This is a genomic window from Chitinophaga pollutisoli (assembly GCF_038396755.1).
GTDB lineage: Bacteria > Bacteroidota > Bacteroidia > Chitinophagales > Chitinophagaceae > Chitinophaga > Chitinophaga pollutisoli.
In genome coordinates this window covers 5,706,542-5,719,498 of record NZ_CP149822.1, presented here as the reverse complement: position 1 = coordinate 5,719,498, position 12,957 = coordinate 5,706,542, and the positions used below count along the sequence as shown (strand labels likewise).

The window sequence follows — 12,957 nt, the reverse complement described above, 5'->3', positions numbered from 1 at the left end:
AAAACGGTTGTTCTCCATTAGAACAATCCGAATTCCCATGTTGAAAGATCAAATGCATAAACTGGCCCAAACCCAGGAAGGGCCCTGCATCACTATCGCACTCGCCACGCACCGCACGCATCCCGACAACCAGCAGGACGCCATTCTGCTGAAGAACCTGATTCATGAGGCGGAAGACCGGCTGCTGAAGCACAACGACCGCCGGAGCGTGGATGCCGTATTGAAAAACCTTCATGCCATCGAGCCCAAAATCGACAACCGCCTCAACGACTTCGGGCTGTACGTGTTCGTGTCCGGCAATACCGCGGAATTTATTCGCACCATGTGGCCGCCGGCGGAAAATAAAGTGTACGTCGACAAGGAATTCGCCATGCGCGACATTATCAAAGCCTACAACCGCTCCGAAGATTATTATATCCTCCACCTCAGTCAATCTGGCGTACAGCTGTATGAAGCCCTGAACGACCGGATTTACGGCGAAGTGGAGCACAACGGCTTCCCGTTCCGCGACAACCCGCATTACCTCACCGACCGCCTGGCGAAAAGCGATCCGAAGAAAATCGATAATCAAATAAAGGAATTTTTAAATACGGTGGATAAATCGATGGTGGCGGTACATGCCATGCACCCGATGGAGATCGTGGTGGCTTCCACGCGGGAGAATTTCGATTTCCTGCTGGAAGTGGCCGACCAGCCGAAAATCTATTCCGGGCATTTTGCGATAGACGCGGGCCGGGCGGATATTCATTACCTGTCAGACAAGGCATGGCCCGTGGTGAAAGATCTCCAGAAGGCGCGCCGTGCCGCGGCGATCGACGAGCTGATGGCGGGTATATCCAGCGGAAAGGTGCTGACCGACATGCAGGAAATCTACCAGGCCGCCCGGGAAGGGCGCGGTGAGCTGCTCCTGGTGAAAAGTAATTTCTCCCAGCCTATCGATATAACGCCTAAAGGGTTTGATTTTGTGAAAGACGCCACCGTGCCGGGGATCAACGACGACATCGTGAACGACATCGCCTGGGAGGTGGTGGATAAGAAAGGGCGGGTATACTTCACCGACCAGCCGGCGCTCCGCCAGCTCGGCGATATCGCACTGCTGACGCGTTATTGATGCAAATCACGCGGAATTGCGCCGAATTCGTTTTCTTTGCAAAGCATGTCGCTATATTTCACATCGCTCAATTCGGGCAGCAACGGGAACTGTTATTACGTCGGCAACAGCCAGGAGGCAGTGCTGGTGGATGCGGGCATCTCGTGCCGGGAAACCGAGCGCCGCATGGCGCGGCTCGGATTGGATATGGGCAAGGTGAAGGCGATCGTGGTGTCTCACGAGCATGTGGACCACATCCGCGGGATACCGGTGCTCAGTAAAAAGTACAATCTCCCCGTATATATCACCGAGGCAACGCTGCGCCACAGCGGCATGCAGCTGGAAGGGCGGGCATTCAGCGCCACGGAGCCCATCCGCATCGGCGCGCTGGAAATCCAGCCGTTCGTGAAATACCATGACGCCGCCGATCCGCATAGTTTCCTTATCAGCTCCGGCCAGGCGCGCGTAGGCGTGTTTACCGACATCGGGCGGCCCTGCGGGGAGCTGGCGCGTTATTTCTCCATGTGCCACGCCGCCTTCCTCGAAACCAATTACGACACCGACATGCTCGACAAAGGGCGTTACCCTGTTTTCCTGAAAAACCGGATCAGGGGCGGCCACGGGCATCTTTCCAATAACGAGGCGCTGGAAGTGTTTCTCCGGCACCGCACGCGGCACCTCAGCCACGTATTGCTCTCGCACCTGTCGCAGGACAATAACGACCCCGACCTGGTGCATTCGCTCTTCACGCGGCATTCCAACGGCACGCAAATCGTGGTGGCAGGGCGATACGCCGAAACGCCGGTGTTCCACATCAACCCTACCGAAGTCCCGGAACCGGTGCATCTTCCCATCACCCAGCTTCCGGCCATCCTCCCCCAGCCTGCCGCCAGCCGCAAATCTTCCGCACAAAAAAACCGGCCTGTCCAGACATCGCTGTTCTGAACCAACCGGAAACGGTGGATGGTGATCCCGCGGTATTTATCCGGCCGGTGCCTGCCGGAATGCTTACTCTTAACACGCGGATTCGCAGAAGGTTATAAAAATCAGGAAGTCTGGATCGTGAGGTTGAACAGGTCATCGAACGCCAGGCGGCCATCTTTTTCACCATTGGGCGTAACGAGGCCTTTGATTTTGCCGGTCTTGCCTTTTGAGAGGAGGTCTTCGAGTTGTTTGTCGCTCAATTTTTTCCCGAACGCCTCGAAGGGCACCTTGAACCCGCAGACGGCGAAGTTGGCGCAACCGTAAGCCGTATTCCCTTTTTTGACGGGGTGGGCTTTGCATTTGGGGCAAGTGGCGGCGGTGGGATCGGCGGCTTTTTTGGGCGCTTTCGGTTTGGGCGGCGCGGCGTCCTTTTCCTTTTTCTCTTTTTCGGCGGGCTTGTCGGGTGCAAAGGAAATGGAGCGGCCGGTATTGTTCTTCACGTCGCGGATGAGGGCGATCACCATTTCGGTGAGCTCCTGGCGGAAGGCTTCCATCGCGTATTCCCCCTTCTCCATGAGGCGCAGCTTTCGCTCCCAGGCGCCGGTGAGCTCGGGGCTTTTGAGCAGTTCGTTTTCGATCGTATCGATGAGGTCGATGCCGGTTTGGGTGGCGAAGATGTTCTTCTTCTTCTTTTCGATGTATTTGCGGCGGAAGAGCGTTTCGATGATATTGGCGCGGGTGGAGGGGCGGCCGATGCCGTTATCCTTCAGCAGTTCGCGCATTTCCTCGTTGTCGACCTGTTTGCCGGCGGTTTCCATGGCGCGCAGCAGCGTGGCCTCGGTGTAGGGTTTCGGTGGCGAGGTTTTGCCTTTGTGGATGCGGGGCTCGTGCGGGCCGCTTTCGCCTACCTCGAACACCGGGAGGATTTTTTCCCCTTCCTCGGCGGGTTCGTCATTTTCCTTGTCGCCGTCCCTGGCGGCGGGCGCGTCGTTGGCGTATACTTCCTTCCAGCCGGGTTCGAGGATTTGCTTGCCGGTGGCTTTGAATTCCACCTGGCCTACTTTCCCGAGCACGGTGGTATTGGAAATTTTACATTCCGGATAGAAGGCGGCGATAAATCGGCGTGCCACGAGGTCGTAGATCCGCTTTTCGTCGAGGTGCAGGTTTTCGGGGTACATGCCGGTGGGGATGATGGCATGGTGGTCTGTCACTTTTTTATCGTCGAAAACGGATTTGAGTTTCGGGATCGGCTTTTCAAGCAGTGGCGCGATGAGGTTCGCGTAGGGCGTCATGTCTTTAAGGATGCCGGCGATTTTGGGATGGAGGTCTTCGGAAAGGTAAGTGGTGTCTACCCTGGGATAAGTCACCAGTTTTTTCTCGTAGAGGCTCTGGATATAGCGCAGGGTATCGTCTGCCGAATAGGCGTATTTTTTGTTGGCTTCCACCTGCAGGGCGGTGAGGTCGAACAGGCGGGGATTGCCTTCTTTGCCTTCCTTTTTCTCGAAGGAAGTGATTTCGAAGGGATGTTCCTTGAGGTAGGCGAGCCCTTTTTCAGCGCGTTCCACGATTACGATACGGTCGATGGCGGCGGTGAATTCGACTTTTTTATAGATGGTTTTCAGTTCCCAGTATTCGGCGGAAACGAAGGCGTTGATTTCCTTTTGGCGGGCCACGATCATGGCGAGCGTAGGCGTCTGGACGCGGCCGATGGAGAGTACGGCTTTGCCTTGCGCAAACTTTTTGGTGAAGAGGCGCGTGGCGTTCATGCCGAGCAGCCAGTCGCCGATGGCGCGCGCGCTGCCGGCGGCGTAGAGGTTATCGTATTGGGCGGCGTCTTTAAGGGATTGAAAGCCGTTGCGGATGGCTTCTTCGGTGAGGGAAGAGATCCAAAGGCGTTTGACCGGCGCGGCGCAGCGGGCTTTCAGGAGCACCCAGCGCTGGATGAGCTCGCCTTCCTGGCCGGCGTCACCGCAGTTGATGACTTCCTCGCATTGCTGTATGAGGCTTTCGATGACGCGGAATTGTTTTTCCACCCCGTTGTTCTCGATCAGCTTGATGCCGAACTGGGATGGGATGATGGGCAGGTCGGACAGGGACCAGTATTTCCAGTGGGGGGAATAGTCGTGCGGTTCTTTGAGGGTACAGAAGTGCCCGAAGGTCCAGGTGACCTGGAACCCGTTCCCTTCATAATACCCATCTTTCCGGGTTTTGGCGCCCAGCACTTCTGCAATGTCGCGCGCAACGCTCGGTTTTTCCGCTATACAGACTTTCATATCTGCCGCGAATTTCGTGGAAATGGGGGAATATTACAAAGGTAAGTGGGTGCATTACCTGCAATTTTTCCACAATGATGGTATGAATACCAATTTGAAAAATGGTACGGCAAAATCAACTTCCGAAAAAGTTTTGCATGCATTTAGCCCTTACATTAGGCAAAAATTATTTGCTATGGATATACATCTTTCCTACAAAAGAGCTTATATGAAAGAGCTGTTAAGATTAACTTATTCGCTGGAACATGCCAAGACTTTGAGAACGCCCAAAACCGAGCAACGCTGAAAGTTATAACCACCAAATAAAAACAATGTCCATTAGTTTGAAAAACCCGTTAATGCTGGTTGCTTCCAATCAACAGAAGTAACGTTTCCAATTAGTTGCTTTTGCACTTTTACCATCCTGATATCCATCGTGGGTATTGGGATGATACTATTAGTATTGAAATTCGATGCTTCAGGAATACAGCCGTATGAACCTGCGCATACCAGCTACGCTGCAACATCCCGTCATTCGGCACTTTCGGATAGTTTATTCTATCGCTTGCGCATAGAAGCCGCAATTATTGCGCAGGAAGAAAAGAAGGAATTCCGGGAGTTTTTCCTGAAAATTTGCCAGACGGTGCTGTTGAATCTCTTACTCCCTACGCTGACGGCTACCTTGGGATACCAACTCCGTGGCAGCAAGGACGATTAATTCTTCGCTCGGGGCGGAAATTTTCCGTTGGGATGTTTATTTTTGACGGGTAATTACAGGAAGCTTTCCTTACCCTGAAAAACTGAACTTATGGCAACCCAATCCGGCAAAAAGAAAATACCGGCCGATCAGGCGGAAGAATTGTTAAAAACGCTAAAAACGCGTTTCGAGAAAAATATGCGCAGGCATAAGGGGCTCGACTGGCAAAAGGTCCTGGAAAGGATCGAATCGCATCCTGCGAAGTTGTGGTCGCTCAACGAGATGGAGGAAACCGGTGGCGAGCCGGACGTAATTGGCTTCGATAAAAAGTCGGGCGAGTTTATATTCTGTGACTGCGCTCCGGAGAGTCCCAAAGGCCGGAGGAGCACCTGTTACGATTATGAGGCATTGCAGTCCAGGAAGGAGCACAAGCCTAAAACCAGCGCGATGGACATGGCGCATGAGATCGGCATTGAGATGTTGACGGAGGAGCAGTACCGGTCATTGCAGGAGCTCGGCGAATTCGACCTCAAAACATCCAGCTGGGTCAAGACTCCTGACGATATCCGCGAGCTGGGCGGCGCGATATTCTGCGACCGCCGGTACAACAAGGTATTCATGTACCACAACGGCGCCGAGTCGTATTACGGGGCGAGGGGGTTTAGGGGGCTGCTGAAAGTGTAGTCTGCGCGGCTGTTGCATGCGGCTGGCCATTAAGACGTCATCACCGCAGCAGCCGCATCCGGTAGGCGTTCATGGCGGTTTCACCGAGGCGGGTAACGAGCCGGTAGTTGACGACAACGCCCACCGCAGCGCCGATCACCGGCATCAGCTGGGCCATTTTCGCGATATCGAGGTAGTCGCGGTATTCCTGTTGGAAAGCCCTCCAGTCAAAGGACTCCTCCTTTTCCGGAAGCGCTCCCGCCCGGTGGTCCCAGTCTTCCATTTGCCCAAACACCTTCCGCCGGTGGTCCTGGCTGCTGAAAGCCAGTTGGAAAATAAACAGGATGTACAACCGCTCCCGGTAATCCTTCACATCAAACCCGTACATCGTTGCAATATCAAACAGCAATTTCAATTTCATAGATAACAGGATCGGGAAATCCGCCAGCCCCAGCAAGATCCCTCCCGCGCCCGTCACCCCGCCTTCCGCCGCAGCCGTATGCCGGTAAAAACCAATCCGCTTCCGCACCGCTTCTTCCATCTCCGCAAACGACGCATACACCTGCTTGCCCGGCACCGAATACGACGACCCGAACAACACCCCGCGCACCATCTGTTTGATCGTCACCGTAATCGCTTTGTGCACCTTTCTGGAATAATCCGGTTCACCCGCGCCTGCAAGGTGCGCGACAACCGCTGCACCGCGTTCGGCACCTTACGCATGCGGACCTTCCAGGATTCCATTTCAGCGCGCGTCTGTAATTCGTATAGCATATTGTTGAATCAGGTGAAAACTTGTTTGTCATTGTTTGCGGCGCTTTCGCATCACACATGCACCACCAGCCTGCAGGGCAACTGAATGCTCCGGGCCAATTGCCCCTCTCCTTCACTTTCGCTGATCCGGGAAAACAGCTGCATGGCCGCTTCCAGCCCCATCTCCCGGGAGCCCTCCTCGATCGAGGCCGCCGGTTTATGATCCAGGTAACCGAGGATGGGCAAATTCCCGAACCCTGTAAACCGGAACGTATCCAGCAACGCCGGATGATACTTCTTCAGATACGCGATCCCATCCAGCGCCACATAATTCTTAAACGCAAAAACAGCCGTGGGTGGCGTTTCCAATGCCAGCATCCTGGCCAGCGCCGCTTCCGTATTCTCCCGCGTAAAATCCACCACTTCCACCAGCTCCTCCCGCAACGGAATCCCGTGCTGCTCCAATGCCAGCCGGTACCCTTCATACCGCGCCCTGCCCGTCCGCATTTCCTCGGGCCCGCGCAAATGCGCGATGTGGCGATGCCCCTGCCGGATCAGAAAATCCGTTGCCAGTCGCCCGCCTTCCATATTATCGCTCGAAACAAAATCGAATTCCGGCGTCGATGGCTCCCGGCCGATACACACCACCGGAATCCCGATCGACAGTAACTTCTGATAAGGCGCCATGTCTGTCCGCGTCTTCGAAATCGCCGCCACCACGCCATCCACCCGGTTGCGGATCATCAGGTCGATGATGCGCTCTTCCTTCTGCTCGTCTTCCCGCGATTGCGCCAACATCACATGATACCCCTTCTCCTCCGCCGCCGCTTCCACGCCATTAGCCGCAAAAGCATAATACTGGTCGAGAATATCAGGCACGATCAGCCCCAACGTAAACGTACGGTTCAACTTGAAATGCCGCGCCGCTTCGTTGGGAACATAGTTCAGTTCCCGCGCCAAAGCCTTCACCCGCTCGCTTGTCAACGAACTGATGGTAGCATCATTATTCAACGCTTTCGAAACCGTCGATACCGACATATTCAATTTCCGCGCAATATCTTTTATCGTTACTCCCCTTTTCATAATTCAAAAAAAACGATTTCAAACGTTGTAATAGACTTTTTCCGTCCTCATATAAAGTTAAATCGATTGCAAATACTAATTTGGTAAAAGAACATTGAAAAATCGCGTTTACGGTAATATATTTTTTCACGTTAAAAATTGATGCACGTTTACCCTCCGCTATTCTAACCATATTTTTCGCCCGTTTACGGTAGGATGATTTCACGTTGATGCTGGCAACCGGTCCCCCTCCCGCCATTCGGACCCTACGCGCCAGGTGTGCTGCCACCCGTTTGACCACCCGCCGGTCAGGCACTATTACACCCGTTACGGAAAAGACATATTTCAAACTGCAAACTGATCCATACATCACGTTTACGGCAAACTATTTTTTCACGATAAAACAGGTACAGCAATTCACACGTTACGAAGTATTCCGAACATTTAACACTAACACGTCGATATTACCATTTCTAAATCCTTAATCTGATTCACCATGACAATGCGTATCGGAAGGAGCCTCTATTGGCCCTCCCCGGCCTGTTGCGCCCTGCTACTTGCGCTAACGGCCGGAAGCCCCGCCGCCAGCGGCATGCATGCAACCGATTTCAAGATGCATGTGCATGTAGCGAAAGACATTTCCGGCATCGTCCGCGACAAATCCGGATCCCCGCTCCCCGGCGTGACCGTCGCCATCGAAGGCACATCCAAAGGCACCACCACCGGTCCCGAAGGCAAATTCACGCTGAACGGTGTGCCCGACAACGCCACGCTTGTATTCAGCTTCATCGGCTACCAGGCGCAGAAAGTGCCCGTGGCCGGCACCACCAGCTGGACCATCATCCTGCAAGACAATGCCACCGAACTCGACCAGCTCGTGGTGGTAGGATACGGCACCCGCAAAAAATCGGATCTCACGGGCGCCGTAGCCCAGCTGCAGCTCGGCAAACTGGAGAACGAAAACCCCTCCGCCGTACAGGATGCCCTTCGCGGCAATATCCCCGGCCTTTCCGTGACGGGCAACAACTCCGCCAAAGGCGGCGGCGACCTCCAGATCCGCGGGCGCTCTTCCCTCAACGCCAACAGCTCGCCCCTCCTCGTGCTCGATGGTGTGATCTATCCCGGCGCCCTGTCCGACATCAACCCGAACGATATCCAGACCATAGACGTACTCAAAGATGCCAGCGCGGCCGCCGTTTTCGGCGCCAAATCCGCTTCGGGCGTAGTGCTGATCACCACCAAAAAAGGCTCCACCGGCAAACCCACCGTAACCCTTAACAGCAACATCGGGCTGGCCACGCTGGCCATGGACCAACCGCTATACGACGGCGCGGGATTCGTGCGCTGGCGGACCGACGTGCTCAAAAGCATGAACGCCAATGCAAAGCCCTACCAGTTCGACGATCCCCGGCAACTCCCATCCGATATCACCATCGACCAATGGAAGGCATACGACAACTCTCAGGGCGACCCCGTGGATATCTGGCTGAACCGCCTCAAAATTCTCTCGCTCGAAGTGAAAAACTATAAAGCCGGCCAGGAAACAGACTGGTACAGCCAAATGTTCCAAAAAGGCCTCCGCAACGACCATACCGTGAGCGTGAGCGGCAAAAACGAAAACGTTTCCTACTACATTTCGGCGGGATATACCAACAATGAAGGCGTTATCCTCGGCGATAAATTCACCACCTTCCGCACCCGCATCAACGTGGAAGCAAAAGCCGCCAAATGGGCCACCGTGGGCATCAACCTCCAATTCGCCGACCGCGACGAAAGCCAGGTAACGGTGGATTGGGGACAGATGATCAACGCCAGCCCATGGGGCCAGAAATACAAAGACGACGGCGTTACCTTGCGCGACAGTCCCAACGACGACATCGGCAACAACACCAATCCTTTCCTCAACTACGCATACACCGACCGGCTGCAGAAATTCCATACGCTGTTCGGGAGCATTTATGCGAAAGGGGAAATCGGTTACGGCTTTTCATACCAGGTGAACTTCACGCCCAATTTCGAATGGGGCAAATACTTCAACGCGAACCTCGCGAAAGATTTCCGGTATGCGGCCCGTAAAGGATATGCGGTAAGAAGACAACAGGATTTCTTCAACTGGCAGATCGATAATATCCTTCGCTGGAACAAGTCTTACGGCGATCATGATTTCGATGTGACGCTGCTGTACAACTCCGAAAAATACCAGAGCTGGCGCAACCAGATGGAAAATGAAGGATTCGATCCCAACGATAACCTGAGCTGGCACAACATCGGAAGCGGCATCAAGCCCGTGATTTCCAGCTTCGACTCCCTGGCCACCGGCGACGCGCTGATGGGAAGGCTCAACTATTCGTGGAAACAGAAATACATGCTGACGGCGTCCATCCGCCGCGACGGGTATTCCGCTTTCGGGCAGTCGAATCCCCGGGCCAATTTCCCTTCCATTGGCCTTGGCTGGGTTTTCAGCAAGGAGAAATTCGTAAACCTTCCCTGGCTCGATTTCGGTAAGCTCCGCGCCTCCTGGGGGGTAGTCGGCAACCGCGACATCGGGCGGTACGTGGCCCTCGGCAACCTCACCACCGGCAAATACCAGTACATCATGCCCAACGGCAACATCGTGCTGGTATCGCAACTGTACGGCAGCCGCATGCCCAACCCGCAACTCAAATGGGAAAAGAGCATTTCCTATAACCTGGGACTCGATTTCAGCGTGCTGAACAACCGGCTGTCCGGAACGGTGGAAGTGTACCGGAAAAGCACGACGGATCTCCTCACCAGCCGCTCCCTTTCCGACGTTACGGGCTACGACAACGTAATTTCCAACCTCGGGGAAATCCAGAACCGGGGGATCGAACTTAGCCTTAACAGCGTCAATGTGCAGTCAGCGGACTTTGAATGGGGCACCAGTCTCAATTTCTTCACCAACCGCAACCGCATCGTCAGCCTTTACGGGCCTGTTCCGGTGAAAGGCGCAGACGGAAAGATCGAGATGAAGGAACTGGACGACCGCGGCAACCGCTGGTTCATCGGCCGTGATATCGATGAGATCTGGGACATGAAAGTCCTCGGCGTGTGGAAGACATCCGAAGCCGCCGAAGCCGCCAAATTCGGCGTGAAACCGGGCGACTTCAAGCTGCAGGACACCAATGGCGACGGCAAGTTCTCCGACGACGACAAGCAGTTCCTCGGCTACCGCTCGCCCCGCTATCAATGGACGCTCCGCAACGATTTTTCCTACAGGGGGCTTTCCTTGTCGTTCATGCTGTACAGCCATTGGGGGCATTACAAGGATTACAACCAGGCGAAGAACAACTCGGGCTTCATCGACCGGCAAAATTCCTACATCATTCCGTACTGGACGCCGGAAAACCAGATCGACGATCATGCCCGCCTGTTCTCCAACAACGGCAGCATCGGCTTCACCAATTTCCGCAAAGCCTCCTTCATCCGGCTGAACACCGTAGCGCTGGCATATTCGGTTCCCCAGGCAATCAGCAGGCGGATCGGGATCGGCTCCCTGAAAGTGTACGGCAACATCAGCAACGCAGCCGTATGGCAGCCCGACTGGATGTTCTGGGACGCCGAATACGGCAACAACATTCCTGCCCGCAACTATTCCCTGGGTATCAATGCCACTTTTTAATGAGTTGAAAAAAGAATGATCATGAACAAGCATACACAACATATCAGCAAGATCGTCCTGTTCGTGGGGGCGCTGGCCATCGGAACGGGATGCGGCAAAGACTGGCTGACGCCGAAACCGCTGTCGTTTTACGAGCCCGATGAAACATTTGTAGACGCCGCCGCCATGCGCGCCGCCCTCGTGGCATGCGCGCGCAACGCCCGGATCGAGTATTACGGCGACAATCCGCCCATCCTCACCGAAATGCTTTTCTCCGAAGTAACGGTGGAAGGCGTGACCGACAAATCCGGTCCCCCGCAGGACCTCAACCTGCTCATCACGCCGGACGGCGCCAATGAGAACAGCGCCGACCGTGCCCGTATTTACCATTACTGGAACGAGGGATACAAAGGCATCAAATATGCGAATACGGTGATTTCCCGGATCGACGACGCCACTTACGCCAGCGCCGCGGAGCGTAATTCGATCCTCGGTTCCGCGCTGTTCCACCGCGCGCTCCGTTATTACCGGTTGTGCATGCAGTTCGGCGACGTGCCCGCACCCATGAAGGAGATCGTTTCGCCAAGGACCAACTTTTACACCACCAAGCGCGATGTGATCCTGGAATACATCAAAAAAGACCTGGATTCCGCGAAGGGATGGGTGACGGATAACGTAGCGCGGGGAGAAGTGACGAAAGGCGCGGTGCTGCACCTGCTCACCAAAGTAAACCTGGCGCTCGGCAAATTCGACGACGCGATCGCATCCGCCGGCGCAGTGATCGACGGAGGCGCGTACAGCCTCATGCGGCAGCCTTTCGGCGCCACGAAGAAAAACGTGATCTGGGATTTGCACCGCCCGGAAAATAAATCGCTTGGCGAAAACCGGGAAGGGCTCTTTTATGTGATCGACCGGTTCGGCGACGGCGGGTACGACGGCGGGATGCGCATCATGCGGCAGGCGGTGCCATTATGGGGCTCCAATATTTCCACACCATCCGGGAAAAAAGGTACAAACGACAATACCAACCCGGAGTTCGTACAGAGCAACCTCTACGGCCGCGGGATCGGCCGTTGCCGCCCCACACCTTATAGCCTGTATGAAATCTGGGACGACCCCAACGACCTTCGTCACGCCAAAGGCAACTGGATGAACATGGAAGACCTGGTATACAACGATATGGGCCTCAAAACCAACAACGATCCCTGGTATATGAAGAACCTGCAACTGCGCAACGATGCCGGCGGCCTGCTGTGCGTGGACACGATCCGCTGCTGGTTCGGATGGCCCCATTACAAGATCTTCGTGCCGGATACGGAAAACTCCCCCATGCAGGGCGGTCACTCCGACTGGTACATCTTCCGCCTCGCGGAAACTTACCTACTCCGGGCCGAAGCCTACTACTGGAAAGGACAGCTGGGCCTGGCGGCCGACGATCTGAACCAGGTACGGACACGGGCCGGCTGCGCGCCTTTCGCCGGCACCCTGGATCTTAGCACGATCCTCGACGAGCGCGCGCGGGAATTGTTTTTCGAAGAACCGCGCAAAACGGAGCTCACCCGCATGTCGATCATTTTCGCGCGGACGGGCAAAGCGGCTCCGAACGGCAAGACATACACGATGGAGCGCATCTCGGAAGAAAATTTCTTCTACGACCGCATTATCGCGAAAAACGACTTCTACCGGTTGGGCATCGTCACCAACCACGGCGACAAATTCACGATCAGCCCTTACCACATCTTCTGGCCCGTGCCCACGAAATCGATACAGTCGAACGTACACGGCATCATCAACCAGAACAAAGGGTACGTGGGAACGGAAAGGAACGAAGCGCCCAAAGACGCGGTAGACGACCAGGAAAAATAACGATTAGCGATATACATCCCCTTAAGCACAA

General features: G+C 54.9%; 10 protein-coding genes. 7 read left to right on the top strand and 3 right to left on the bottom strand.

Going from position 1 to position 12,957, the window contains the following annotated elements:
• Nucleotides 1-37: 37 nt before the first annotated feature.
• The gene (locus WJU16_RS24320; protein ID WP_341835952.1) at nt 38-1,111 is read left to right on the top strand and encodes a hypothetical protein; all 1,074 of its coding nucleotides are present in this window, start codon (nt 38-40) and stop codon (nt 1,109-1,111) included.
• A gap of 45 nt (nt 1,112-1,156) precedes the next feature.
• Nucleotides 1,157-2,035: an MBL fold metallo-hydrolase gene (locus WJU16_RS24315; RefSeq protein WP_341835951.1), complete on the top strand. Its 879-nt coding sequence runs from the start codon at nt 1,157-1,159 to the stop codon at nt 2,033-2,035.
• A gap of 101 nt (nt 2,036-2,136) precedes the next feature.
• On the opposite strand, the gene WJU16_RS24310 is transcribed toward WJU16_RS24315, so the two are convergent.
• Entirely contained in the window at nt 2,137-4,287 is a 2,151-nt protein-coding gene (locus tag WJU16_RS24310) for a DNA topoisomerase 3 (protein ID WP_341835950.1), read from the bottom strand.
• 22 nt (nt 4,288-4,309) lie between these two features.
• Between WJU16_RS24310 and WJU16_RS24305 the strand changes: the two genes are divergently transcribed.
• The 3 genes from WJU16_RS24305 to WJU16_RS24295 all read left to right on the top strand — a co-directional run bounded on the left by WJU16_RS24305 (nt 4,310) and on the right by WJU16_RS24295 (nt 5,647).
• Nucleotides 4,310-4,573 carry a hypothetical protein gene (locus tag WJU16_RS24305; RefSeq protein ID WP_341835949.1) on the top strand — a complete coding sequence of 88 codons (264 nt, stop codon included), beginning with the start codon at nt 4,310-4,312 and terminating at the stop codon, nt 4,571-4,573.
• Between the two features lie 141 nt (nt 4,574-4,714).
• Nucleotides 4,715-4,984: a hypothetical protein gene (locus tag WJU16_RS24300; protein WP_341835948.1), complete on the top strand. Its 270-nt coding sequence runs from the start codon at nt 4,715-4,717 to the stop codon at nt 4,982-4,984.
• Between the two features lie 90 nt (nt 4,985-5,074).
• Nucleotides 5,075-5,647, top strand: coding sequence for a DUF4256 domain-containing protein (locus tag WJU16_RS24295; protein ID WP_341835947.1), 573 nt, complete (start codon nt 5,075-5,077; stop codon nt 5,645-5,647).
• 40 nt (nt 5,648-5,687) lie between these two features.
• Here WJU16_RS24295 and WJU16_RS24290 read toward each other — a convergent pair whose 3' ends face one another.
• Nucleotides 5,688-6,272 (bottom strand): EcsC family protein, encoded by a 585-nt coding sequence (locus WJU16_RS24290; RefSeq protein ID WP_341835946.1) that lies wholly within the window; start codon nt 6,270-6,272, stop codon nt 5,688-5,690.
• Between the two features lie 179 nt (nt 6,273-6,451).
• Nucleotides 6,452-7,462 carry a LacI family DNA-binding transcriptional regulator gene (locus WJU16_RS24285; RefSeq protein WP_341835945.1) on the bottom strand — a complete coding sequence of 337 codons (1,011 nt, stop codon included), beginning with the start codon at nt 7,460-7,462 and terminating at the stop codon, nt 6,452-6,454.
• A 475-nt stretch (nt 7,463-7,937) separates the two neighbouring features.
• Between WJU16_RS24285 and WJU16_RS24280 the strand changes: the two genes are divergently transcribed.
• Together WJU16_RS24280 and WJU16_RS24275 are read left to right on the top strand one after the other, a co-directional pair.
• Nucleotides 7,938-11,081, top strand: a complete 3,144-nt coding sequence (locus tag WJU16_RS24280) for a TonB-dependent receptor (protein ID WP_341835944.1) — start codon at nt 7,938-7,940, stop codon at nt 11,079-11,081.
• 21 nt (nt 11,082-11,102) lie between these two features.
• A complete protein-coding gene (locus WJU16_RS24275) occupies nt 11,103-12,926 on the top strand; it encodes a RagB/SusD family nutrient uptake outer membrane protein (protein WP_341835943.1) in 1,824 nt (607 codons plus the stop codon).
• Nucleotides 12,927-12,957: the final 31 nt, after the last annotated feature.

Coding starts and splice junctions, on each gene's coding strand:
- WJU16_RS24320 (WP_341835952.1), top strand. CDS start 38: ATGTTGAAAGATCAAATGCATAAACTGGCCCAAACCCAGGAAGGGCCC.
- WJU16_RS24275 (WP_341835943.1), top strand. CDS start 11,103: ATGAACAAGCATACACAACATATCAGCAAGATCGTCCTGTTCGTGGGG.
- WJU16_RS24295 (WP_341835947.1), top strand. CDS start 5,075: ATGGCAACCCAATCCGGCAAAAAGAAAATACCGGCCGATCAGGCGGAA.
- WJU16_RS24280 (WP_341835944.1), top strand. CDS start 7,938: ATGACAATGCGTATCGGAAGGAGCCTCTATTGGCCCTCCCCGGCCTGT.
- WJU16_RS24310 (WP_341835950.1), bottom strand. CDS start 4,287: ATGAAAGTCTGTATAGCGGAAAAACCGAGCGTTGCGCGCGACATTGCA.
- WJU16_RS24285 (WP_341835945.1), bottom strand. CDS start 7,462: ATGAAAAGGGGAGTAACGATAAAAGATATTGCGCGGAAATTGAATATG.
- WJU16_RS24315 (WP_341835951.1), top strand. CDS start 1,157: ATGTCGCTATATTTCACATCGCTCAATTCGGGCAGCAACGGGAACTGT.
- WJU16_RS24300 (WP_341835948.1), top strand. CDS start 4,715: ATGATACTATTAGTATTGAAATTCGATGCTTCAGGAATACAGCCGTAT.
- WJU16_RS24305 (WP_341835949.1), top strand. CDS start 4,310: ATGGGGGAATATTACAAAGGTAAGTGGGTGCATTACCTGCAATTTTTC.